Annotated in this window: 21 protein-coding genes and 2 pseudogenes; 13 read left to right on the top strand and 10 right to left on the bottom strand. The window is 57.0% G+C overall.

The genetic code is table 11. From position 1 onward, the window contains the following. Nucleotides 1-54: 54 nt before the first annotated feature. From AO240_RS17250 to AO240_RS29355, 3 genes are all read right to left on the bottom strand, one after another. Nucleotides 55-720, bottom strand: a complete 666-nt coding sequence (locus tag AO240_RS17250; protein ID WP_099237712.1) for an NAD(P)-binding oxidoreductase — start codon at nucleotides 718-720, stop codon at nucleotides 55-57. 159 nt (nucleotides 721-879) lie between these two features. After that, the gene (locus tag AO240_RS17245) at nucleotides 880-1,512 is read right to left on the bottom strand and encodes a TetR/AcrR family transcriptional regulator (protein ID WP_099237710.1); all 633 of its coding nucleotides are present in this window, start codon (nucleotides 1,510-1,512) and stop codon (nucleotides 880-882) included. A gap of 108 nt (nucleotides 1,513-1,620) precedes the next feature. Then, the gene (locus tag AO240_RS29355) at nucleotides 1,621-1,893 is read right to left on the bottom strand and encodes a LysR family transcriptional regulator (RefSeq protein WP_371918638.1); all 273 of its coding nucleotides are present in this window, start codon (nucleotides 1,891-1,893) and stop codon (nucleotides 1,621-1,623) included. A 168-nt stretch (nucleotides 1,894-2,061) separates the two neighbouring features. Here AO240_RS29355 and AO240_RS17235 point away from each other — a divergent pair, with 168 nt between their 5' ends. From AO240_RS17235 to AO240_RS17225, 3 genes are all read left to right on the top strand, one after another. Next, nucleotides 2,062-2,643: a TetR/AcrR family transcriptional regulator gene (locus AO240_RS17235; RefSeq protein WP_010656561.1), complete on the top strand. Its 582-nt coding sequence runs from the start codon at nucleotides 2,062-2,064 to the stop codon at nucleotides 2,641-2,643. A 51-nt stretch (nucleotides 2,644-2,694) separates the two neighbouring features. Next, nucleotides 2,695-3,798, top strand: a complete 1,104-nt coding sequence (locus AO240_RS17230) for an alkene reductase (protein ID WP_099237708.1) — start codon at nucleotides 2,695-2,697, stop codon at nucleotides 3,796-3,798. Nucleotides 3,799-3,867: 69 nt separating this feature from the next. After that, nucleotides 3,868-4,611, top strand: a complete 744-nt coding sequence (locus AO240_RS17225; RefSeq protein WP_010656559.1) for an SDR family oxidoreductase — start codon at nucleotides 3,868-3,870, stop codon at nucleotides 4,609-4,611. Between the two features lie 87 nt (nucleotides 4,612-4,698). Here the strand turns inward: AO240_RS17225 and AO240_RS17220 are convergent. From AO240_RS17220 to AO240_RS17205, 4 genes and pseudogenes are all read right to left on the bottom strand, one after another. Then, a pseudogene (locus tag AO240_RS17220) lies at nucleotides 4,699-4,938 on the bottom strand (hypothetical protein); the annotation flags it as partial. 23 nt (nucleotides 4,939-4,961) lie between these two features. Next, complete coding sequence (locus AO240_RS17215; RefSeq protein ID WP_099237706.1) at nucleotides 4,962-5,411, bottom strand: SRPBCC family protein; 450 nt, start codon at nucleotides 5,409-5,411, stop codon at nucleotides 4,962-4,964. A gap of 44 nt (nucleotides 5,412-5,455) precedes the next feature. After that, nucleotides 5,456-5,842 (bottom strand): nuclear transport factor 2 family protein, encoded by a 387-nt coding sequence (locus AO240_RS17210; RefSeq protein ID WP_099237704.1) that lies wholly within the window; start codon nucleotides 5,840-5,842, stop codon nucleotides 5,456-5,458. Between the two features lie 57 nt (nucleotides 5,843-5,899). Beyond that, complete coding sequence (locus tag AO240_RS17205; RefSeq protein ID WP_099237702.1) at nucleotides 5,900-6,283, bottom strand: nuclear transport factor 2 family protein; 384 nt, start codon at nucleotides 6,281-6,283, stop codon at nucleotides 5,900-5,902. Nucleotides 6,284-7,067: 784 nt separating this feature from the next. Between AO240_RS17205 and AO240_RS29000 the strand changes: the two genes are divergently transcribed. Then, the gene (locus AO240_RS29000) at nucleotides 7,068-7,568 is read left to right on the top strand and encodes a hypothetical protein (RefSeq protein ID WP_256585975.1); all 501 of its coding nucleotides are present in this window, start codon (nucleotides 7,068-7,070) and stop codon (nucleotides 7,566-7,568) included. 7 nt (nucleotides 7,569-7,575) lie between these two features. Here AO240_RS29000 and AO240_RS28400 read toward each other — a convergent pair whose 3' ends face one another. After that, nucleotides 7,576-7,851 (bottom strand): hypothetical protein, encoded by a 276-nt coding sequence (locus tag AO240_RS28400; protein WP_143505391.1) that lies wholly within the window; start codon nucleotides 7,849-7,851, stop codon nucleotides 7,576-7,578. 97 nt (nucleotides 7,852-7,948) lie between these two features. Further along, nucleotides 7,949-9,577 carry a methyl-accepting chemotaxis protein gene (locus AO240_RS17185; RefSeq protein ID WP_099237696.1) on the bottom strand — a complete coding sequence of 543 codons (1,629 nt, stop codon included), beginning with the start codon at nucleotides 9,575-9,577 and terminating at the stop codon, nucleotides 7,949-7,951. A 500-nt stretch (nucleotides 9,578-10,077) separates the two neighbouring features. Here AO240_RS17185 and AO240_RS17180 point away from each other — a divergent pair. The 9 genes and pseudogenes from AO240_RS17180 to AO240_RS17140 all read left to right on the top strand — a co-directional run. Beyond that, nucleotides 10,078-10,311 (top strand): annotated as a pseudogene (locus tag AO240_RS17180) (M20 family peptidase); the annotation flags it as partial. A 146-nt stretch (nucleotides 10,312-10,457) separates the two neighbouring features. Next, nucleotides 10,458-11,303 (top strand): DNA/RNA non-specific endonuclease, encoded by an 846-nt coding sequence (locus AO240_RS17175; RefSeq protein WP_099237694.1) that lies wholly within the window; start codon nucleotides 10,458-10,460, stop codon nucleotides 11,301-11,303. 157 nt (nucleotides 11,304-11,460) lie between these two features. Next, entirely contained in the window at nucleotides 11,461-12,162 is a 702-nt protein-coding gene (locus AO240_RS17170) for a glycosyltransferase family 2 protein (protein ID WP_099237692.1), read from the top strand. Between the two features lie 192 nt (nucleotides 12,163-12,354). Further along, nucleotides 12,355-13,494, top strand: a complete 1,140-nt coding sequence (locus AO240_RS17165) for a glutathione-independent formaldehyde dehydrogenase (RefSeq protein ID WP_058414935.1) — start codon at nucleotides 12,355-12,357, stop codon at nucleotides 13,492-13,494. Nucleotides 13,495-14,058: 564 nt separating this feature from the next. Then, a complete protein-coding gene (gene katG / locus AO240_RS17160) occupies nucleotides 14,059-16,329 on the top strand; it encodes a catalase/peroxidase HPI (RefSeq protein WP_099237690.1) in 2,271 nt (756 codons plus the stop codon). A 239-nt stretch (nucleotides 16,330-16,568) separates the two neighbouring features. Beyond that, nucleotides 16,569-18,596: a type VI secretion system tip protein VgrG gene (locus tag AO240_RS17155; RefSeq protein ID WP_099237688.1), complete on the top strand. Its 2,028-nt coding sequence runs from the start codon at nucleotides 16,569-16,571 to the stop codon at nucleotides 18,594-18,596. Continuing rightward, complete coding sequence (locus AO240_RS17150) at nucleotides 18,593-19,441, top strand: DUF4123 domain-containing protein (RefSeq protein ID WP_099237686.1); 849 nt, start codon at nucleotides 18,593-18,595, stop codon at nucleotides 19,439-19,441. The genes AO240_RS17155 and AO240_RS17150 overlap by 4 nt, the downstream gene beginning before the upstream one ends. Then, nucleotides 19,438-20,232 carry a hypothetical protein gene (locus AO240_RS17145; protein WP_099237684.1) on the top strand — a complete coding sequence of 265 codons (795 nt, stop codon included), beginning with the start codon at nucleotides 19,438-19,440 and terminating at the stop codon, nucleotides 20,230-20,232. The genes AO240_RS17150 and AO240_RS17145 overlap by 4 nt, the downstream gene beginning before the upstream one ends. Then, on the top strand, nucleotides 20,229-22,535 hold the full coding sequence (locus tag AO240_RS17140) for a lipase family protein (RefSeq protein WP_099237682.1): 2,307 nt from the start codon (nucleotides 20,229-20,231) through the stop codon (nucleotides 22,533-22,535). The genes AO240_RS17145 and AO240_RS17140 overlap by 4 nt, the downstream gene beginning before the upstream one ends. 65 nt (nucleotides 22,536-22,600) lie before the next feature. Here AO240_RS17140 and AO240_RS17135 read toward each other — a convergent pair whose 3' ends face one another. Next, complete coding sequence (locus AO240_RS17135; RefSeq protein ID WP_099237680.1) at nucleotides 22,601-24,385, bottom strand: GGDEF domain-containing phosphodiesterase; 1,785 nt, start codon at nucleotides 24,383-24,385, stop codon at nucleotides 22,601-22,603. Nucleotides 24,386-24,664: the final 279 nt, after the last annotated feature.

Genomic DNA, 24,664 nt, shown 5'->3' with positions numbered 1-24,664 from the left:
GGCGCTGCGAGTTTCAACAAGAGGGTGAGGACGCGCTCGGCAGGGCGCACCTCTTCACGCTGGCCTCCAATGACACGCCTGAATAGCTTCATCGACCGGCGTAGTGCCTTGGGTCAGTTCGATGATGACGCGGCTCACGCCGGGTTGTTCGATGATCTGCAACAAGGCTGCCGCGACATCCTCGCGCGGCACGTCGCCGTAGGGGATGGCAAGGCCGGCGTGGACTTTGCCAGTGCCAGGCGAGTCCAGTAACGTGCCGGGGCGCAGAATGACCCAGTCAAGATCGCTTGCAGCGAGGTGCACGTCCGCGCGTTTCTTCACGGCCATATAATTTTCGAACGTCTCGGAAACCGATTTGCCACGCGATGCCTCTGGAAACGCCGAGACCAGAATGAAGCGCTGAATGCCCGCCAACCGAGCCGCGGCTACAGACAGCTCCAGGCCGTGACCGTCGATGGCATCCGTCATCTGCGCGCCGCCTTTGCCGCCGGCACCGGCCGCGAAGACCACGCTGTCACTGCCCGCCATCAGCGTGGCCAGAGCCGCTGTGTCGAGATCCAGCAAATTACCGGCAACAGGGATGGCGCCGAGCGCTTCGAGCCCTTCGGATTGTTCCGCATGGCGGTATAACGAACGTGGTTGATGGCCTCGTTCTGCCAGCTGTTGAGCAAGGCTTCGGGCGACTTTACCCGAACCACCGACGATAAAAACTGAGTGCATAGCGCCTCCAGATCAGGCGATGTTTGAAAAATGGCCGGCTCAAGCGAACCTGCAAACGGTGTAGACGAATGCCTGTTGAGCTTTATTCTATATTGATCACTACAGAAGCTGTCAAGCATCGGCCGCTAATGCCTGGAGCCACTTTTGCGCAATACCCAGTCAAGCTGAGAGGGACGGGCTCAGCATCGCGACGGCTGTTGCACCGATGCCTTGCAGATCTTCCCGGCTGGCAGCGTCATGTGCCTGCAGCGACATACCTTCGAGCAATGTATTCAGGGCGGCGGCGAGCAAGCGGGTGTTGGTTCCCGGTTTGAGTTGACCCTGTTCCACCGCGCGATCCAGGCGCTGCTGTAAGTAGTCACGGCCTTCCTGGCGCAAGGCCTTGAGGGTCGCGGTGACCTCTTCGGCATCGTCGGAGACATTGACGGCCGCGAGCACGACCATGCAGCCACAGGGCGCTTCGGGTTCAGTCAGGATCGACGCTGAGGTGTGGAAGAAGTCGCTGATGGCGCGCACGATGTCCGGCTCGGTGTCCATGCGCTCCCACGTGGCATCCCAGAAGGTCGCTTCATAGTAGGCAACCGCTTCCAGAAACAACGTGGCTTTGTTGCCGAACGCCGCATACAGGCTGGGAGGACTGATGCTCATGGCTGAACACAATTCCGCCACAGAGGCCGGCTCGTAGCCACGCTTCCAAAACACTGCCAGCGCCTGCAGCAGCGCCTGGTCGCGATCGAATGCGCGCGGGCGTCCTTTTGCGCGAGGAACAGAGATTGGGGTGGTTTCAGTCATTGAGTGCAGCACCTTGGGGCGTATCGCCAGACAGCATGCCTGGAACAGATTTCTGCCCTAATGATACACAAAATGGACTTTTCGGACGCGTAGCGTAATTTCGAGAACTCAGTTCGGCCGGCACGCGTGGCCAAGGGCGGTTACGGTGTATCGCGCAAGCACGTGGCCGATGCCGCTCAATAGCGGTATCAGATGCGTCGCAATGTCATCAGCGACTGCGATGGGCGCCCTCTCTGCGTTTCGGCGGAAAAACAGTGGGTCCTGAAAAATCAGCCTGAGCTTGGACAGGCTGTTGCTGACTGCAGGCTGCCCGATGTTCAAGCGCTCGGACGCCCTGGTGAGACTTTTTCCTGATAAAGCGCAGCGAAGATCACCCGGCAATTGAGGTTGAATTGCGCAAGGCGCTCGGTATTGAATGTTGACGTGGGCGGAGGGGTGTTCATGGGCGTGAGCCTGTCATTTGTCTTCGTTCGCCGTTGGTCGTAGAACGTGACGCTACTCTAAAATTTACTAGACGACCGGTCTAGTTTTAATTAGAGTGGCTGCATTATGAAAAAGCATCATTCTGAAACACGCCAACACATCCTGGATGTCGCCAGGACGTTGATGACTCACAAAGGCTACACCAGCGTAGGGTTAGCTGAGGTGGTAGCGGCTGCGAGCGTGCCGAAAGGTTCGTTCTACCACTACTTCAAATCCAAGGAAGAGTTTGGTCAGGCATTGCTTGAACAGTATTTTTCCGACTACCTCGCAACGGTCGACACGCTGTTGATGGGCTCTGCTCCCGCCGCGCAAAGGTTGCTGAGTTACTTCCAGTACTGGGCGCAAACCCAGTGCTCTGATTTGCCTACCGACAAATGCCTGGTGGTCAAATTGGGTGCCGAGGTCTGTGACCTCTCGGAGGGCATGCGCCTGGTGCTCGACCGAGGCACGCAGGCTATCCACGCAAAGCTTGAACGCTGTATTGAGCAGGGGCTTGTCGATGGCTCGATCACGTCCACAGCGCCAAGCGCGACGCTTGCGCAATCGCTCTATCAAGTTTGGCTCGGCGCTTCGTTGATGATGAAGATCGGCAAGCGCGACGACGCCTTTGAAACATCCCTGACGCTGGCAAAGCGACTTTTGTCGTAGCTATTTTTTACCAACTTACTAGACGACCGGTCTATTTAAATGAGGTCTATCATGACAGACAACGCCACCCGTACCGACTTGTTCACCCCCATCAACCTGGGCGCAATGAAACTCGCCAACCGTATCTTGATGGCGCCGGTAACCCGTAGCCGCTACGCCGAAGATGGCATCCCCAACGCGCTGCACGCCGAGTATTACGCCCAGCGCGCGACGGCGGGCTTGATCGTCGCCGAGGCCACCAATATTTCCGCGCAAGGCCGCGGTTACGCGGCCACACCCGGCATCTGGAGTGAGGAGCAGGTGGCGGGCTGGAAGAAAGTCACGGACGCCGTGCATGCTGCCGGCGGCAAGATCGTCAGCCAGCTATGGCATGTGGGGCGGTTCTCCAGTGTCGAGCTGCAACCTGACGGTGCCGCACCGGTCGCGCCTTCCGCGATCAAGGCTGAAGGCGACACGTATACCACCAACGGCTTCGTCCCGGTGTCGATGCCGCGGGCGCTTGAAACCGATGAAATCCCGGGAATCATCGAGCAGTACAAACGTGCTGCCGAGAATGCGAAGCGGGCTGGTTTTGACGGGGTAGAGGTTCACTCGGCCAACAGCTACCTGCTGGACCAGTTCCTGCGGGACTCGACCAACCATCGCAGCGACCAGTACGGCGGCTCCATCGAGAACCGTGCGCGCCTGACCCTGGAAGTGACCGAAGCAATCGTCAAGATCTGGGGCAACGACCGGGTTGGCATCCGCCTGTCGCCGGTCACGCCTGACGCCGGCAACACGCCGCCCGACAGCAACGTGATGGCGATGTACGGCTACCTGATCCAGCAGTTGAACGCTTTCGACCTGGCGTACCTGCACTTCGTTGAAGGCGCGACCGCCACCTCGCGTGAAGTGCCGGCAGGCGTGGACATGGACGCATTGAGCGCGCAGTTCAACGGGCCCTTCATCGGCAACAACAACTACGACCTGGACATGGCTATTGAGCGCCGCGCCCAAGGCAAGATCGACGCCGTAGCGTTTGGCCGCCTGTTTATCTCCAACCCGGACCTGGTCGAGCGCCTGCGTCGTGGGGCCGAACTGACCATCGCCCCGCGCGAGTCGTATTACGGCGGCGGTGCCAAGGGCTACACCGACTGGCCTGTCGGCAACTACTGATCCGCTTATATCCGCGATAACCCAAAAACTGCCCGCACAGATGGGCAGTCACCAACCAGAGGAACGCCCATGAACTATCTGCAGAATAAAACCGCGATCATCACTGGCGCATCATCCGGCCTGGGTGCTGCATCGGCACGTGCCTTGTCCGAGAAAGGCGTTCGAATTGTCGCAGCAGCCCTGGACCAGCAAGGCCTGGACGCCATCGTCAGCGAGTTGAAAGGCAAGGGCGGTGAAGCGGTAGGTCGCGTCAGCGACGTTACCAACCCTGAGGATATGAAAGCGCTTGCGCAATTCGCCCAAGACTCTTTCGGCTCGGTGGATATCCTGATCAACAACGCAGGCTTGATGCTGTTTTCCAACTGGGTCGACCTGGCCACCGATGATTGGGAAAAGATGATCAACGTGAACATCAAAGGCTACCTGCATGGTATCGCGGCGGTGTTGCCGTTCATGCTGAAACAGAAGTCGGGCCAGATCCTGAATATGGATTCGGTCGCCGGTCACCAGGTTGGGCCTGCTGCGGGTATCTACAGCGCCACCAAATTCTTCGTGCAGGCCATGACTGAATCGATGCGCAAAGAGCTGGGCGTGCAGCACGGCATCCGTGTCAACACGGTCAGCCCGGGTGTGATCAACACCGGTTGGGCCGATAAAGTCACCGACCCGGCAGGCCGTAAAGCGGCTCAAGAGCTGAATAAAATCGCGATCTCGCCGGACGATATTGGTCGCGCAGTGGTGTATGCACTGAATCAGCCTGAAAACGTCACCGTCAACGACCTGATCATTTCGCCGACCCGTCAGGATTGGTAAGTCACAAGCGTTGAAATAACCCAGCGCAGAAACCGGCGCAGCGCCTTGTGGGCTGCGCTCCGGGCGTGTCAGCGCGGGTTTCGCCAGGCCGCTACGCTCTACCCGTTCGCGGGTTTTGGCGATCTTGTCCAGCACCACAGTGACCTTGGGCGGTGAGAAATCCAATGCACAGGCCCATGCCCCGGCCAGCACATTTCGAGTCTCCTCGTGTTGAGCAGAAACCAGCACGGTGGGACCGTGGTTGATCAGCCGATAGGCTTTTTCAAGCGGCACTTCGGCTATGTGGTCGTGCAGCGTAACTCCAGTAAAATTAAACCCCGCATCCATTGCTGGAGCGGGGCAGGGCACCTTCACGCGGTCGCGGTTTGGTTCAGGTAAACCTGGAGGCTTTCATGCCCGCCGACAATGAGCGACTCGATGGTCGAGGTCCATTGCCCCCGTGGGTCAGGCTCGCGCGTGTCGAAGGTCGCAGACCACAGAATCACGGTTGTTTGCTCGCCGGTCAGCGGGATCAATCGCACGCTCAACACGTAGTTGTCGACGGGCAGTGGCGCTTCTACGAAACGGTAGGAGAACTGCAGATTCACCGCGTCTACCGACAACAACTGCTCGCGCAGAATGGCGCCGTCCTGCAACGTCAGCCGACGGATGCAGCCAACCAGGCCATCAGGCTGACCGTCTTCGATGACGCTCTGTGGAATCGCCGGGTGCCACTGGCTGATTTTTCCGAAGCGCTTGAGTACATCCCAAACGCGCTCGGCGCCGCCGTCTACAACGGCGCTGTATTCAACTTTTGCCATGATTCATCACCTTAAGAAACATCATTGCGTTCAGGCCGCTCGGATCAGCCTTCAAACTGGTGATAAACCTTGGCGATCACCTTCCAGGTGCCGTCGATTTTGATCAGTGTCAGGTAATCGTTGTAGTCGGCGCCAATCGCGTCCTTTTCCATGTCCACACGTACCACGGCGGTGGTTGGGGTGATCGCCAGCACGTCCAGACGTGTGCTGATATCCGGGGCCTTGCCGTTGGTGCGGACGAAGTCGAACAGGTTGCTGATCGGGCCGCCCAACAGTTTGCCGTTGGTGAAGCCGTACATCACCGCTTCCTTGTGGAAGGCCTGCTCCAGCACTTGCGGGCTGCCGGCACGCAGGCCGTCTGCGTATTGCTGGGCCACGGCGATAACGGCGTTATAGTCCTGGGTGGGTACTGCCTTGATATTTTTGCTCATGGTCAAACTCCTTTGCAGGGTGTTGGCGCCAATGGGCGCGCGGTTCAAGCGGGTGGGTTAAGGCGCAACGTGGGTGTGGTAGATCTTGCTGATGACGGTCCACTTTCCATCAACCTTCAGCAGGTTGAAGAAGTCGGTGAAGCAGAAGCCGGAGATGTCATTGGTGTCGATACGTGCGCTGGCAGCGGTGCCCACAATATCGACGTTGACGATGGCACCTTTGGCTTCCGGTGAAGGCCGGAAGGCGCTGTCGATGATGTCGAACAGACCCTGGATCGGACCGCCGGTCAGCTTGCCTTCACCATCTACACCAAAGAGGGTGGCCTGCTCGCTGAAGGCAGGTTTCATGAGGCTGCTTTTGGCTTGCTTGCCACCTTCGTTGTACTGGTTCAGCACCGTGACGATGGCGTTGTAGTCTTCGACGTAAGTTGGGTTGCTCATGGTGTTACTCCTGGTTTGAAGAGGGTTGAAGAAGGGCTTGGTTGATTGCTTTGCGTGCATATCGAGCCACGGTCAGTAAGGCGATCAGTGCAACGACCAGACCCGCCCAAGTCATCACCTGAGTCGAGCGATTGGTCGTTACCTCGCCACTGATTGTCTGTGCAACATCAGCAGCGATCTGCCCAAGGCGAACGCGAGCGCTGCAGCCAGCAAGCCAGCGGGCGAGATGAGCAGCGTTTCTCATTCATTCATTCGGTCGGAATGCTTCCCGCCCAGCACATCACCCGAAAGCCATTTAATTAGCGATCGCTACATATTGTGTGTATTTTATAGTGATCACTACAGTTAGTGTCAAGGCATTTGCTGTCGGTGTTGGGGAAGCCGAAATGGACAATTTTGCGGTATGGCGCTGTCGAAGCGGCTGGGTTACGACGGCTATAACCCTGTGATGATCCCGCTCAAATATGCGCAGCGCCCGGCCTGCCGCGCCGGCAACAGCACCCCGTCAAGACCGCCCACACCGGAGCAGTTGGCACTACACCGCTCAGGGGTCGTGTGCAGCGCGGTCCCACAGTAATTGGCCGATTAAATTTGTGGCGTTCCTGACCAGCTTTTACTCGTCATGTCGTTGTTTTTTTACTATTATCGGTTATCTGCGCACTCAGGGAAGAGAGGCTGAGCGCCTTGAGGCGGGTAGAATATTTACACTCGATCAATCAACGAGTTATTACCTTTACCCAGCACGTACCGACTCAGCCAACCATAATGACCTTTGGTGAAACCGATGAATAAAATTTGTGGCATCGTTGTATTGGTAGGTCTTGCCGTTTCGGGATGCGCTACTAAAACGCCAGAAAAGCCTAAAGTGACTCCCGCTCCTGCCGTCGTCCAGCAAGCACCCCCTCAACCCGCACAGCCAACACCCGCAAAGCCGCCTGTGCGCTATGAGGCTGCCTCTGCGAACGCCAGTGCTGAAGGCCCAGCCGCTGTCTCGCCTGAGACCGCCGAGCCGGAATCAGAGACACAGTCAAACCAATACAGCGCTGAGCAATGCCGTAAGGAGCTGGATGTTTTAAAGGTTTACAACAGAGCGTCTTACGACAAATACGAAGCGCAATACCAGGCCATTGCCAGCAAGACTGCTAAATACATGCAAATTAAAGATTCAATAAGTGCCGATATAAACTATATGGTGCTGCCGGCTTATCAATTTCAAATTCGTGAATTCTGCTTCCGGGTTAAAACCCGTCTGTCGGAGCTGGTGCTTCGCCAAGCCAGACCCTGATTGCACGTTAGGCCGCGTCTGCGCCCGTTAAGGAAACGCTGAAAAAGACTTCCACTTCTGGCGAAGTCACTGCCTTACGCGAATCAACGGCTAAGCCCGCAGGATGCAGATTTTCTTCGCGGATGCCGAAGATTTCAGCCAGCACAGGCAAACCCGCCGCGAGCGCGTCCTCGTACAGCTGGATCAGGGGGTGCTCTGGAAGGGTTTGGATGAGTCTCGCTGGGTTCTGCACATCAAAGAAATAGACGCTTCGGCGTCTTTTTTCGTTTCTGCGCCACGCCACGAATTCCAGGCCGAGCCCTTTGAGGGCGCGTAGAGACTTTGCATCAGCGTGCAGTGGCTACGGGTGTGGCCGTGAGCAGCGCCGATGCAATGATGGCTTAGAGTTTGAACTGCTGGGTCAACTGGCTGAGGGCGGTTGCCAGCTTCGTCAGCTCATCGGTGGCAATCGCCGTTTGATTCGAGCCTTCTGCTGCCTCGCTGGACAAGTCGCGAATACTCACGAGGTTGCGGTCGACCTCCCGCGCCACCTGCGCCTGTTCCTCTGCGGCGGTTGCGATCATCAGATTTCGTTCGTTGATCTGGCTCAAGGAGTCGGTGATTTCGGACAGGACCTTGCCCGCGCCGTTGGCCATTTCCAGTGTTTGCGCGGCTTGAATACTGGTCTGACTCATTGATGACACCGCATTGCCGGTGCCGGCCTGAATCGAATCGACCATTTGCTCAATTTCTTGCGTGGATTTTTGCGTGCGATGCGCCAGGGCTCTGACTTCATCGGCGACCACCGCAAAACCACGGCCGGCTTCGCCTGCGCGTGCCGCTTCAATCGCCGCGTTCAACGCGAGCAAATTGGTCTGCTCGGCGATACCCCGGATCACATCCAGCACCTTGCTGATGTCAGTCGCCATGCTCGCCAAGGCTTGCACTTCCACGGAGGTGGACTGAACATTGGCGACCATGACGTTGATCGCCGCCACCGTTTCGTTCACTTGATTGCGACCCGCGATAGCGGCGGTGCTGGACAGCGAGGTGAGGTCGGAGGTGGACGCGGCATTGCCTGCGACTTCTTCCACGGCAGCACTCATTTCATTGACGGCGGTGGCCGCCATTTCAATTTCATGGTTTTGACGCTGAATAGTGCGCGACGCACCCTCAGTCACCGCGTGCATTTCTTCGGAGGTGGCGGCCAGTTGGGTCGATGAATCACCAATCAGCGCCAGCGCATCACGCAAGTTTGACTGCATCGTTGCGATTGCTTTAACCAGTTGGGCCGCCTCGTCGGTGCCTTCAACTTTAACGTCGTTGCTCAAGTCATTCGCGGCGATACGTTGTGCGATAGCTAATGATTCGTTAATGGGCACTGTCAGGCTGCGGGTATAGAGCCACGCCAATATTAACGAGGCGGTCACCGAAACCAGCAGAAAAACCCCGACTATCATCACGGTTTGTTCATAAATGTCATCGGCATCCTGTCCGGCTTTTTTGGCCTTGTCTTCGTTTATGCCGATGAGGTCTTTCAGTGCAACTTCAACCTGATCCGCTGCATTTTTCATTTGGCCATTTGAAATGGAAACTGCGGTTTCCAACTGCTGCGCTGCCACCGAGGCAAGGTACAGATCCTGAGCTTTGGAATACTCGGTTTGCGCCTCACGCAGACGCTCAAATGCTTCTTGACCGCGCGCAGTGACAATCAGCGTCTTCAACGACTGCTGGTATTGATCGATCATTTGCCGGGATTGCTGGATGTCGCTGAGTGCTTTGGTTTTGCGCTCTTGAGGCTCTATCGGGTTACGCACGCGTGCGTTACTGCCCCGGATGCTCACGAATTCCCGGTCCAGTTGACCCAACAACTTGACGCTGGGCACTACGTTGGTTTCAACGTATTTTTCCGCTGTTTTTAATAGCCCGGCTTGCCGCAAGGCAAGTAACCCCATTGCAACGATTATCAGGCAGAAGAAGCCAAAGCACAGAGCTGAGCGGGGCGCAAGGTTGAGCTTTCGTAGGAGCATATCAAGTACCAGAGCGTAGGGGAGCGGACATTCATCCGTGAAAATACTATCGACCCACCGCCTGAATACTTTAGTTATGGGCGTTATAGAGCGTGTCTATTTCTGAAACATGTTCACACCTGTTTAACGATTAGGCAGGTATCAGGCTTTTTCAAAAAGGTGGTTAACGCTATTAAATGAACGCGTATAAGTTAGTCGGCTTAGTTATCCATCGAGGCAATAGAGCTGCCGCAGTACGGGTTGAAAATTAATCAAGTATTAATAATAGTGAGTGGCACGAGGCCCTACAGTGGATTGCTGTTGCAAACCGCTCGTAGCCTTCCGACACCCGTCGACCGCTGGTTAATTAATCGGCTAACCCTACAGGCTGCCCATCGCATGAAAAAAGTATTTCGCTGCTCCTGTTGTCTCTTGTTTCGACCGGCGCGCTGGCGGGTTCGGCGCTGCAGGAACAGGATATTGTCTCTTACATCGACAGCCGTAATGCCGAACAAATCGCTCTGCTGGAGGCTTACAGCCGAGTGAGCCGTGACCTGGACGGCCCGGCGCTGGAGTCGGCGCCGTCTGCTGATCGGGGTGGCGCGGATGTGTCTTACGTCAGCCAATATGTCCGCGCCAGCCTTGACGGGCTTGGCGCATGCGGGAGCGGGGCGCACAGCGAGAATGAAACGCTGGAAGTCAGCTCGCTGCCCATCGCAACGAAGCGGGCCGCGATGTTCATGGCTCGCAACTGACGCCGTTCAATCGACACGTAAACGTTACGCGCGACTTAGCGCGTGTAACATTTGCGTGTTTAAATGTTTATGTCGGCCCACGCTGCAATCGCCGCAGCCGACATGCCATTGATGGCTGTCATTGATTCACACCAAGGAGCTACACCATGCAAGGACGTATGAAGTTTAAACATCTGGCCTATCTGTTGATCCCGCTGGTTGCCGCCTGTACCACACCGGATCGAACACGCGAAGCCGCCGTTGCGACTCAGGCCACGCCACACGCGGCGTTGCAGTTGGATAACTGTTCGGTGGGCTGCCCTACCGGCGGCAGCCCGCTGACGTTGAACCGCCAGGCGTACACGCTGAACAACAACGGCTCCACCAAGTTTGCGAACTGGGTGGCGTACAAAATTACCAAAACCACGCCGGCCAGCGGTCGCTCGCGCGACTGGGCGACCGACCCGGACATACCCGCCGGTGAAACGCTGGACCCGGTGGATTACAACGGCGCCAACGTCGCGCTCAAAGTTGATCGTGGCCATCAGGCCAACCTCGCGTCGATGGCGGGTGTTGCGGACTGGCAAACCCTTAACTACCTGTCGAACATCACCCCGCAAAAGTCCGACCTTAACCAAGGGCCTTGGGCGCATCTTGAAGATCAGGAACGCACGCTCAGCAAAGCGGCAGGCATTGACCAGGTGTACGTCGTCACCGGGCCGTTGTATGAGCATTTTGTGGGTACGCTGCCGGGTACCAACAAGGTTCACACGATCCCCAGTGGTTACTGGAAAATCATCGTTGCCGGAAGCTCGCCGGAACAAGGTCTGTATGCATCGTTTGTGATGGAGCAGGAGACGGCGAAGAACGCGAACTTCTGTAATTATCAGGTGACCGTGAATCAAATCGAAGAGCGCTCGGGGCTCACGTTCTGGAGCAACTTGCCGCAAGCGGTGCAGGCTGCACTGAAGTCAAAACAGGGGCAGTTACCCAGCCGGCTGGGCTGTCAGTAACGTTTAAAGCCGTGTTGTGCGCGTGTAATACAACGCAATCGAGCATTACACGGCTGTCTGTCCGACCGTTCGGATGCACGTCTCCAGATACTTTAAACCTTCTGCGTAAGCGCAATGTCGATAGCTCAAGACACGTCGCCACGTAGAAGGAACGGCAATGATAGGAATCGTGATACCTGCCCATAACGAAGAAAAACACATCAGTGAGTGTCTCGCTTCCGTACTGCGCGCCATTCAACATCCGGCCCTGCAAGGCCGGCACGTTGAAGTGCTGGTTGTACTGGATGACTGCACCGACGCGACCGCGGCGCTGGTCTCGGCAAAGACCGTGGCGATGCTCGACGTGTGTTTTCGCAATGTCGGCAAGGCCAGGGCTGTCGGCGCAGAGCAGTTACTCGAAGCGGGCGCCGTTTGGCTGGCGTTCACCGATGCGGACACGCAGGTGCCGCCGGATTGGCTGGTGCGCCAGATCGAGTTCGGCGCGGATGCGGTCTGTGGAACCGTCGAGGTAGACAGTTGGAGCGAGCATGGCGACGCCGTGCGCTCAACCTACATGGCGCTGTACCAGTTTACCGAGAACCATCGCCACATCCATGGCGCCAACCTCGGCCTGAGTGCTGCCGCCTACCGAAACGCCGGGGGCTTTCAGCATTTGGTTGCACACGAGGACGTGCGCCTGGTGGCTGACCTGGAAAGAATTGGTGCGCGCATTGTCTGGACCGCCACCAACCCGGTGATCACCAGTGCGCGCCGCGACTACAAATGTCGAGGCGGTTTTGGCGAGTATTTGGCCGCGCTTATGCCTGGCCCTGGCCACCTTGAAAGCGAGCCCCGCGCCAGTTCAGACAGCTCGATTTAACGCGCTTGATCTCCCGGCGATTTAAAACCGCTAGGGACAAAGCGGCGAATAATTCAAACTTTTTCAGGTGAGTAAAATCCCAACCGCTCGTCAGGCTTGAAGTGGATTTGTTGAACATACGCCGTGCTCTCCCGGACAGATAAAACAGGTACTGACAAAAATTTCCTTTTCGTCCTGGTTCTGGGAGAACTTATGAAAGCCATCGTTTACAACGGCCCTCGTGACGTCAGTGTGCAAAATGTTCCCGACGCCAAAATCGAAAAACCCACCGACGTTCTGGTGCGAGTCACCGCGACTAATATCTGCGGTTCAGACCTGCACATGTATGAAGGGCGTACTTCGTTCGAGACCGGCCGAGTGTTCGGGCACGAGAACCTGGGTGAAGTGATTGAAGTCGGCGCAGGCGTCGACCGGGTTAAAGTCGGTGACCGTGTGTGCCTGCCGTTCAACATCGGCTGCGGCTTTTGCGAAAACTGCGAGAAGGGCCTTACCGGCTTTTGCCTCACCGCAAACCCGGGCAGTGCCGGTGCGGCGTATGGCTTTGCCGACATGGGGTCGTATCAGGGCGGGCAGGCAGAACTGCTGCGCGTGCCTTATGCCGACTTCAATTGCCTGGTATTGCCCGAGGATGCGCAAGAGCGTGAAGACGACTATGTCATGCTCTCGGACATCTTCCCGACGGGTTGGCACGCCACCGAGCTGGCGGGCCTGCTGCCGGGTGAAAGTATCGCCATTTACGGCGCCGGCCCGGTTGGCTTGATGGCCGCCCACTCGGCGATGATCAAAGGTGCCTCGCAGGTATTTGTGGTCGACAATCATCCCGACCGTTTGAAGTTGGCTGCTCAAATGGGCGCCACGCCGATCAACTCGCTCGAGAAAGAAGCGGTGGACCAGATATTGAATCTGACGCACGGCAAAGGCACTGATCGCGGCTGTGAATGTGTGGGTTATCAATGCTGTGATCGCCACGGCCACGAAGCCAATCACCTGACTATGAACAACCTGGTTGCCTCCACCAAAGCCACCGGCGGGATCGGTGTCGTTGGCGTGTTCGTACCGCAAGACCCAGGCGCAAAAAATGAGCTGGCGAAGGAAGGTAAAATGGCCTTCGATTTCGGCGCGTTCTGGTTCAAGGGGCAGCAGATTCGAACCGGGCAAGCGAACGTAAAAGTCTACAACCGCCGCTTGGCTGAGCTCATCCATCACGGGCGCGCCAACCCTGCGCAGATCATTTCGCACCGCCTTAAACTCTCCGAGGGGCCTGATGCGTACAAGCACTTCGACGCACGTGACGATGGCTGGACCAAGGTTGTACTCAAGCCTGCTGCGTAAGTAGAACAAGCGCTGTAGTTTGATCAAACGCGCACGCCTGTGGGAGCGGGCTTGCTCGCGATGCGAACACCTCGGACCATCAGACATACCGAGTTGGTGCCATCGCAGGCAAGCCAGCTCCCACATTTTATTTATCGCGTTCGGTTTGGCAGATGGGTCGGCTTTCGGGTCGCCCTCTGTTGATTTGATCTGGCAAGCCCTCCGTTACCCTAATAACCTGTGTGCACTCGCCATTGATGCCTCGCGCCCAGCCGCCGCGCAGACAGAATCTGCCTATCAGGCAACCACATTTTTACTATTAGGATTTTTTGCGAAGCAGGCTATTCTTGGTAACTGTCAACGTAGAGCGCTGTGTTCAACGTTGATTGGGACATAAGAATTTACCCGGTTTTCTCAGCACTCTGCGGGCGCGCATAACAGTTAATTGATCAGCCTTGTGCGTGGCGAACATTGAGGGGCAGTACGCCGACATCGAGCGTGGTGTTTTTAAGGTTACCCATCAATGTAGCGAGTGCTGTTGCGGATTGGATGGCCTGATGAATATGACGAAAAGGTGTATCGAGCATGTCAACTGAATCGAAGTGCCCCTTCAACCATGCTGCCGGCGGCGGCACTACCAATCGCGATTGGTGGCCCAAGCAACTGAACCTGAAAATCCTGCATCAGCATTCCTCGCTCAGTGACCCGATGGGCGAAGGCTTCGACTACGCGAAGGAATTCAAGACGCTCGACTTCGAAGCCGTCAAGCAGGACCTGCGCGATGTCATGACCCAGTCCCAGGACTGGTGGCCGGCGGACTTTGGTCACTACGGCCCGTTGTTCATTCGGATGGCGTGGCACAGCGCAGGTACTTACCGTACCGCCGATGGGCGTGGCGGTGCGGGTGCCGGTCAGCAGCGCTTTGCGCCGCTCAACAGCTGGCCGGATAACGTCAGCCTGGACAAGGCTCGCCGCCTGATCTGGCCGGTCAAACAAAAGTACGGTCGCAAGATCTCCTGGGCCGATTTGATCGTACTCACCGGTAACGTTGCGCTGGAGTCCATGGGCTTCAAGACCTTTGGCTTTTCTGGCGGCCGCCCGGATGTCTGGGAACCGGAAGAAGACGTTTACTGGGGTTCGGAGACCACGTGGCTGGGCGGTGAAGAACGCTACGGCGCGCAGAAGAAAATGCAGCAGCCGGGTGAGGGCACGTTGGTCGCCGAGCCGGAAAACCACGGCGAAGAACACAGTCGCACCGCGAACGGCGAGCGCACGCTGGAGAACCCGCTGGCTGCCGTGCAGATGGGCTTGATCTACGTAAACCCCGAAGGCCCTGAAGGTGTTCCAGACCCAGTGGCCTCGGCGAAAGATATTCGTGAAACCTTCGGCCGCATGGCCATGAATGATGAAGAAACCGTGGCACTGATCGCCGGCGGTCACGCCTTCGGCAAAACTCACGGCGCAGGGCCGGCTGACAACGTTGGCCCGGAGCCGGAAGCCGCCGGTCTTGAAGAGCAGGGGCTTGGCTGGAAAAACGCCTTCGGCAGCGGCAAAGGCGGGGACACTATTACCAGCGGCCTGGAAGTGACCTGGACATCGACGCCGACCAAATGGAGCAACGAGTACCTCGAAAACCTGTTTGGTTTCGAATGGGAACTGACCAAGAGCCCGGCCGGCGCACATCAGTGGATACCGAAAAACGGTGCCGGCGCTGGCCAGATTCCAGATGCCCACGACGCGGCCAAGCGGCACGCGCCAAGCATGCTCACATCCGACCTGGCACTGCGCTTTGACCCTGCGTATGAACAGATCTCCCGACGTTTTCTGGCCAACCCCGAGCAACTGGCCGACGCGTTCGCCCGTGCCTGGTTCAAGCTGACTCACCGCGACATGGGCCCGCTTGCGCGTTACCTCGGCCCGGAACTGCCGGCTGAAGAACTGCTGTGGCAGGACCCGATTCCGGCGGTTGATCATCCGTTGGTCGACGAACACGATGTGGCCGCACTCAAGGGCAAAGTACTTGCCTCAGGCCTTACGGTCTCGCAGTTGGTCTCAACCGCGTGGGCCGCAGCGTCGACCTTCCGGGGCTCGGATAAGCGCGGCGGTGCCAATGGCGGCCGCCTGCGTCTGGCCCCGCAGAAAGACTGGGCAGTCAACCAGCCGCAGCAACTGGCAAGTGTTCTGCAGACGCTGGAAGGCATACAGCGCGAGTTCAACGCGGCGCAGTCTGGCGGTAAAAAGATTTCACTGGCCGACCTGATCGTGCTGGCGGGTAACGCGGGTGTGGAGCTGGCGGCTAAAAATGCCGGTCAGCAGGTCACTGTGCCGTTTACCGCGGGCCGAGCAGATGCGTCCCAGGAGCAGACGGATGTTGAGTCGTTCGGTTTCCTTGAGCCGATCGCCGATGGCTTCCGTAACTACCAGAAGGGCAATTACCGCGTGTCGGCTGAATCGTTGCTGGTCGACAAGGCGCAATTGCTGACCCTGACCGCACCCGAGATGACCGTGCTGTTGGGCGGCCTGCGGGTTCTGGATACCAATGTCGGGCAGAGCAAGCTGGGTGTGTTCACCCATCGCGCGCAAACCCTCAGCAATGACTTCTTCAAGCACCTGTTGGACATGGCTGTCGAGTGGAAAGCTGTCTCGGGCGCCAACGATACCTTCGAGGCACGTGACCGCAAAACCGGTGAGGTCAAGTGGACAGGCTCGCGCGTCGACTTGGTATTCGGCTCGCACGCTCAGTTGAGGGCACTGGCTGAAGTGTATGCCAGCGCCGATGCGCAGGAGACCTTTGTGAAAGACTTCGTGGCGGCCTGGACCAAAGTGATGAACCTGGATCGTTTTGACCTTGCCTGAGGTTTTCATCAGCCCTTAAGCACCCCCTTGAACGCCTCTCTCTGAGAGGCGTTTTTTTTTACGTGAAGCACGCGTGGCGCAGTCGTCTTTTTAAAAAACTCGAGAGTCGCACTAAGTTTGGGACCCGTCCTACATCATTTTTTTTATCGCTTTGTTAGCTTGCCTCGAAAATTCAGCGTGTCCGGTGACTGGCTTGGGCATCGCGTTTTATTGGACTTTTCAGCGTTAAGGATAAGCGTATGTTCGCGTCAGCCAACGCTGCGCACTTCGTGTTGTTAATCCCGTCTGTTAACAACGATTTCAAGGTACTGGCCTTTCACGGCACTGAAGCGATCAGCACCTTGTACGCGATTAAGATTGAGCTCGTCAGCGAGGCGCCGGACTTCAATCTTGAGAGCCTGCTCAGCCAACCCGCCTTCCTGCAGTTCGGCCCCAATGGCGAAGGTATTCACGGGCGTATCGAAGAAGTGCTCGCAGGCGAGGCCGGAAAACGTCTGACCCGCTATCAACTGACGTTGGTGCCGGCGCTGCACTATTTGCAGTTCAGCCATAACCACCGCATCTTCCAACAGATGACGGTGCCGCAGATTGTTGCCCAGGTGCTCAACGGCCACGGCATACAGGCCGATGTGTACACCTTCCATGTGCGCAGCGCTGTAGAGCGAGAGTACTGCACGCAATACGCTGAAAGTGACTTCGATTTCATCAGCAGGTTGTGCAGTGAGGAAGGGATTTCGTGGCACCACCAGCACAGCCAAAATGGCCATCAGTTGCTGTTCACCGACAATCAGGCCGGCTTCCCCTTGCTGGGGGCAACACCCTATCAGCAAGACGCTGACCTGGTGGCGGATTACCCGGTTGTCAGCCAGTTCTCCACGCGTTTCAGCAGCCGAACCAGCAAGGTCACGCGTCGCGGCTATGATTTAAATCGCCCAAGCCTGTTGCGACAAAGCCGAGCTGCCGTCGAGTTTAGCCCTGCACTCGAAGACTACCGTTACCCGGCGCTGATCGAGCATGAAAAGCTCGGCAAGCAGCTCGCCCAACAGGCGCTGGAGCGACACCGTAGCGACTACCAGTTGGCCGAGGGTCAAAGCGATCAACCCACCTTGCGCAGTGGCCACTTCTTTGACCTGACCGAACACCCGCGCCAGTCGTGCAACGCGTTGTGGCTGTTGCTCAGCGTGACGCACTCAGGCAAGCAACCTCAATCACTGGAGGAGGCAGCGACCACTGAGGTTAAACCCGAAGCAGGTTTCACTCAGGGTTACCGCAATACTTTCACTGCGATTCCGTGGGATGCGGTGTACCGGCCACCCTTGGTCACGCGCAAATCGCCGATGGTCAGCCAGACCGCCCGTGTCACCGGACCCGCGGGGGAAGAAATCTTCTGCGATGAGTACGGCAGGGTCAAGGTCGAGTTCCATTGGGACCGCGCCGAATTAGGCAGCGACAAGAGCAGTTGCTGGCTGCGGGTTTCGTCGAGTTGGGCGGGCGACAGCTTCGGCGCCGTGACCATTCCGCGCGTGGGTATGGAAGTGGTGGTGACCTATTTGGAAGGCGATCCCGACCATCCGCTGATCACCGGTTGTGTGCCCAACAAGGTCATGCCGGTGGCATACCCGTTACCGGCGAACAAAACCAAAAGCGTGCTGCGCAGCCATAGTTCGCCGCGCAGTGGTGGTTACAACGAACTGTCGATTGAAGACCGGGCAGGGCAGGAAAAAATCTACCTGCGTGCTCAACGCGACATCGAACAAGTGATCCTCAACGACAGCGACATCAAGGTCGGTAATGACCGCTTTGAACAGGTGGGCAGCAACAGCTCCAGCGTGATCCAGGGCGATGAACTGCACACCACCCAAGGTCTGCGTAACACCGCTATCGGTGGTAATGAACGGCTCAGCGTTACCGGCAACAGCAGCACAATGGCAGGCGGTACGCTGGTGATTCAGGCCGGCACACAAGCGCATCTCACCGCTGCCAACGTGGTGATAAACGCAGGCGTGAGCCTGACGCTCAGCGCCGGCGGGCAACACCTGCTCATCACCACGGGCGGCATTTTCAGCAGCGTGCCTATTGTTCAGGGCGGCGCGCCGGTGGCAGGCGTTCCTGCGCTTCAAGCCGCACAGGCGTTTGCCAGCGCACCACAAGCGTTTATCGCTAACCCGCCGTCCATTCTGGCTGCCGTTAAACAGCAAGCGGCGGACCACTGCCCGCTCTGCGAGGCCTGTGTTGCTGGCCTGTGCAACATTGGAGAGTCCGCATGAGTGTGCTTGAGCAATGGTTGCAGGAGCAGCGCCAGCAGGGGCGCCACCTCTATCTGGTACTCGACACTCAAGGCCAGCTTGAAGAACGCACTGCGTTGGCTTGCGAACGTGGCATCGACCAGTACCGCAATCTGTACATCGGCACACCTGCCGAGTCATTGGCGAACATCGCACCTTACCTCTTTCTCTTGGGTGCGACAGACCATCCGGCCCTTCAGGCACTCCTCGAAACACCTGAGCGTCACTGGGGCTGGCTTGCCAGTGCGGCAAGCGCTGACCTTGATGCGTTAACCACCCATTGGCAAAACCGCTTAGTGACGGGGCAGCGGCCGAACCAGGCGCTTTATCGCTTTCACGACAACCGAGTGCTGGGGCGCGCACTGGCCTGTTTACAACCCGAGCAGCGCTCGGACTACCTGGGCCTCATCACCAGCGTGTGTTACTGGCAGACCGGGCAGTGGGCGGTCACCGATAACCCAAACCCCGGTATTCATCCGCTGCCGGCAGACCCCGCCTGGTGCCATACCCCTACGCCCGAAGCTATCGTCAAGAGCCTGCAGTTCGACAATGCGCGGCGTTACCTGGCCCGCAAACACATCGGCCGTCTGCTCGACCTGGCCCAGCAGCAAGACATCGATAGCTGGCTGCGCGGCCAGCTCAACTTGGCGCATACATGGGGCTGGCAGGAACCTCCCACCCTTCACTTTTTGCTCACGCATAGCGTACTCGCGCCGGACTACACCGCGCCCAAGACCTGGCTTCCCCGGCCCAACGAAACACCGCAGGCGCATGTTGACCGGGTTTATCAGGAAGCGCTGTATTGGCAGGGGGATGGGCCTTTATGAAGCGCGTCATTTGCCATTTAGTCCTGGGCAGTTGCCTGGCCCTGAGCGTGGGCTGCTCTGCCAGCGAACAGTCCAACACTTTCACGTTCACCGCCGACTTGCCTCCGGGTTTTGCCTATGTCGCCTCCGTGAGCTACGTGCCCGTTCCCGGCCAGTCCTGCGACCTCGGCAGGCGTGACAACTTGAGAAAGCAGTTCAACCGCGAATGGTGGCGTGAATACAAGCCTGATTCGCAGATTGAAATACGCCGCACCCGCAAGGGCTGTGAGTTGGTTATTCGCAGCATAGAGCTTGAGATCAACGCGGCCTACGGGAAAGACATCGGAGAATCCGGCGGTGACTCCGGGTTTATCGCCGTAAGGAATCATCTTGATCCTCGCGACAAAGGCTCCTTCAACGCTGCTGGCGAAAGCCAGTTTTCCGGACAGTGTCAGTGGTTTTTCCGCACGATTGGTCCCAAGCGTTACATAACTAAAATTCTCTACTGCAAAAGTACCGACGCCCAAGGCAATGTCACCAAAGGTCGTCCGTCTGCTGCGTACACCCTCGATCAGCTACCGGGTAAAACCGTGAAACTAAATATCAAGCTGGCTGATGAAGAAGAACCTTACATGGGTGATACCTGGGTCCATGTACCTGGAGGCTGGAAGCGTTGCATGGGCGACAGTTTTGAAGATCAGGACGCTTTTTGCTTTGGTAATCACACTGATTTCAGCACCTTCAAAATGCCCGATGGCCGCCGTTGCACTATTTATCCAGGCTGTAACGAAAACAAAGAGGTGACCCCATGAGTCTTATGCGCCTGGAAGACAGTGACAAAGCGTTCTTCAGCGGCCGTATTCATGCCTGCCCAGTACGCGGGCACTCGACCAGTTTCCAATTAGTGGATGAACTCGGCGATGGCAAACCCTATGCCGGTTTAGCTTATGTGGTGACGGACTACGAGGATGTGGTTTACAGCGGCAAACTGGATGCCAACGGCGCCGGCGTAGTTGCTAACCACTATAGTGGCCCTGTGGCGTTGAAACTTAATCAGCCCTACGAAGGACTGGAAAAGACCTATGTGCGTTTAAAAGAACGTAAGCACTACCCATTGCCCATCACTGAACTCCAAGTACGCGCCGAGAAAACCCGTTTTCTCAATAAATCTGGCGCCCGCACACATACCAATCCGGCCCAGAGCAACGCGAATACCTTTTACCAGGTTGAAGTGCGTGAACTGGTTGACCACTGGGCGCACCTGCCACCCATAGTGGAACGTCAGTTTCCACCCAATCCTTATGTATTTTCGTTGTTCAGGCAGGAATCCGAGGTAAGAAACTTCAAGTTCAAACAGGGCGGCAGTAGCACTGGTGCCACGCAGTACGATTTGGCCATGTCAGGGCCAGGGTTTACGCTGTCTTCACGCCCGCCAAGAGGCGTTGCCCTCATGCCGGACCGGCACACTGTGCTGGAGGTTCGCCCATTGCGCGCCTTGAGGCCCATGCTTTCGCCGAGCAATGATTTTTGTGCGCTTAACCTCTACCAACTGGCGCTGATGTCGACACTGAGTTACAGCGACTTTGCGCAACACCCCAGCGCTCATCCGGTAGAAACCGACACCGTGAGTTTTCCATTGCAGCCGAGTATCGGTAATTGGTTCGCTGACGCGCTCGCAAAGTTTGAAGAGCTTTGGCAGGTGGATGCGGCGCAGGCTGGCGGGAAAACCTATTACCCTTTATATGAGGAAGTACCGTACTCCAAGCGGCTGGAGGTCGTACCCTTTGATCCCGAACTGTACTGGGAAGTGAATAACCCCAACTTGGGTGAAAAACAGGAAAACCCGGCAAACATCCACTGTCTTGATGACAGCAAAGATGACGAAGGTACTGACACTCAAGCCTTCATCACTCACCACGACGCGCTGATTCTGATCTCGATACGCGGCACCGCCAGTGTGGATGATGCCCTGCGCGACATGGACGCCAATCAAGTGCCCTTTGAGCAAGGGGCGGGCAAGGTGCATAACGGATTTTACGGTGCAGCCCAAGTAGCCTACCGTTTTGTGGCGCGTTATCTGGACAAGTTTTACAGCGGACAAAAACTGGTCATTACCGGGCACAGTCTGGGCGGTGCAATTGCGCTGATAGTGTCTGAAATGCTGCGACGTGATAAACGCTATGCAGCGGACATCGTGCTCTACACCTACGGCGCCCCACGCGCCGGTGACAGCACCTTCGTAGAAGCAGCCAAGCCCCTGACTCACCACCGCATCGTCAATCAAAACGATCCGGTCCCCAGCGTTCCATCGACCTGGATGAACACGTCCACCCAGCGCCAGTACGCCGGGCAAGGCGTCGTGACGGTAGTGAACACGGCGCTGGGTTTGTCGTGGTTTGCACTGGGCATGATCAATATGACCGGTGAACCCTTCACTCACCACGGTACGCTGCGGCACTTCATGCCGGTCTACTTTAGCGCCCGCCTCAAGTCCTCGCTGCTGTGGAAGCCGGGTTGCAGCACCATCAATGACCACGGCTGCGCTGTCGCATTAAAGGCTATAGACGGCTTGCCGGATCGCGGTTCATTCCTGCGGCAAGTGATTGATAATGCCGACCACAAAATGGTGCATAGCTACATTCCAAACTGCTGGGCCAGCCTGCGTCGCTGGCAGCAAGCGCACCTGTCCAATCGTTCGCTGGTGACTGACGATGAGTTCTACCAAGTGGATGAGTCATTGAAGAATGCCAAGCGGCAAATACTCGACCTTGAGATGCGGCATGCTGCAAGGCCTGAACGCTACAGAAGTGGTAGCGCCGGGATTATCGATGCGCTTCAGAAGGAAGCAGACAACATACTGGCAACACGCACGCGCCTGTGTTCCTTACGGCGTGAGCGAGTCACCGAAGCCCACGTGTATGGTGTGTTCGCCGGCACCCGCGAACTGATAGAGAACGACTTGCCTCGCTGGAACGCGCACCCACAGAACAGCAGCGAAGAACAACTGGCAATGGCCCCTCCGTCGGCCGAAGAAAATGAGCGGGCGATAGCCGCTATTACCGGAGCCTTCATGCCTGGCGCGCCGTACACGCTGGATATTGATTCGTTTACCTAGCTTCAGCAAAACCTTAACAACTGCGCGAGTACGCGCATCAACCTAGCCGTTACGCCGGGCCGGCCCTACTTGACCTGCCCGCCGTAACTTCCCTGTTCTATCCACGCTTCCAACGCCGCGGCACTCATCGGTTTGGCTATCAAGTAACCCTGCGCCTCTGAGCAGCCCCACTGCGTCAACAGGTTAAGAATTTTCTGACTTTCTACGCCCTCGGCAACCACTTGGTAGCCCAGCCCCTTTGCCAGCCCAATCAGGGTTTTAACCAGTTGCTTGTCATTGGTGTTAGTGCCCAGACCACTGATCAGCGATTGGTCAAGTTTGACGGTGTTGGCGGGGAGCTCTTTCAAATAGGCCCAGTTGCTGTAGCCGGTGCCGAAGTCATCCACGGCCACTTCTACGCCAACCTCGCGAACACGCTTGAGTTGGCGGATGATCTCGTCAGGGTTGGTCATGAGCATGCGTTCAGTGAACTCAAGTTCAAAGCTTGCCGGATCGAGGCCGTGCGTGTCGATTTGATTAAGCAGCGTGTCGACGAATTCGGTACTTTCCAGGTCGCTGACGGCAATATTCATGGCGATGCGCAGGCGCAGGCCGCGGGCTTTCCAGGCGATCGCTTGTTGGACTGTTGCATTGAGCACCCACAAGCCAACAGAAGGTATCAAGGCGGTTTTTTCAGCCAGCGGTATGAATTCAGCAGGGCTGATATTGCCAAGTAACGGGTGAGTCCAGCGTATTAACGCCTCTACCGACTGACAACTGCCTGAGGGCAGGTTGATTTTTGGCTGATACACGAGGCTGAACTGTTTGTCCGAACTGACCGCCTCCGGCAATGAACTCAACAACATCAAGGCGCGTTGTTGCGCGGCATCGAACTGCGGCTCATACAGCGACCAGCCCAACTGACGATCGCGGGCTTCATCCGCCGCGCTGACCACCAGGCGTACCCAATCTTGCTGCGGGTCTTGCGAGGTTAGAACCGGTAGAACACCAATACCCACTTGCAGCGGAATAGGGATGCCGTGGCATTCGACTGGCTGTTTGAAGTTGCTCAGAATACTGTCGCAGATATGCCGGGCGGTCTGATTATCCTTAAGAATAAAACCAAACCGCGTTGAGCTGATTTTATACAACACGCACTGGCTGGGTAAGAGCGTTTGCAAGCGAGATTTTATCGCCAAAATCAGCTCTTCCGCGAAACTGTAACCCAGCGCTTTCACGATGTCGTTGAGCAGCTTGGGGGTTATAACGTCAACCGCATAGATCTGGCATACGTCATTAATCTGTAGGGTTTGACGTATGTCTTCCTCAAGCCGCAGCCGATTAAACAGCCCTGTGGGTTGATCCACGAAGGTTCGGGAGCGCACACCACGGATGCGCATCATCACCAGTTCGGCGAAGCTGTTGAGCATCGCCATGTCACGCGCAGTCATGGCCGGGCGCGCAACCGTGTCAATGATGCACAGGCTGCCCAGCGTAAAACCTTCTTCGGTAATCAGTGGCGCGCCCGCGTAATAACGAATATACGGCGGGCCGGTCACCAGCGGGTTGTTTTTAAAGCGCGGGTCACGTGTCGCGTCCAATACTTCCAGTTTGGTGTTATCCAACGTCGAGTAGGCGCAAAACGAAACGGCTCTGGGCGTCTGGGTTTCTTTAATGCCCACGCGCGCGCGGAACCATTGCTGGTGTCGATCAACGATGGAGATCAAAGCGATGGGGGTGCCGTAGTAAGCAGAGGCCATCTGGACGATTTTGTCGAAGACTTCATCATCGCCGGCGTCAACGTGACAGTATTTTTCGACCTGTTTTAGTCGTTCAGCTTCATTCGCCGGAATGGGAGCGCCTTCGCCCATGATAGTTCTCGCAGTGGTGTGGTTCTCATTACACGGTATCAGACAGGGCCACTACTATGATGTTATTTTTTCTATTCCCCGGATAGCCTGAGGCGTGCAAATCGCCGGTGCCTGCCCGCCCGGCGTGTGCCGTCAGGCTACGAGCGTATCGAGCCTTTCGTATAGCGGCAAAGCGCCATCCCTCATCGTCAAAAAGTTCCTTTCCTGTACATAAATAAAAAATTGTACAGGTTTTCCTAAAGTTCATAGCATCACCCGCCGATGCTTAAGCTGAAACGC

The organism is Pseudomonas sp. ICMP 460, assembly GCF_002723595.1.
In the GTDB taxonomy this organism is placed as follows: Bacteria; Pseudomonadota; Gammaproteobacteria; order Pseudomonadales; family Pseudomonadaceae; genus Aquipseudomonas; species Aquipseudomonas kitaguniensis.
This window is presented reverse-complemented; position numbering and strand designations above follow the sequence as displayed.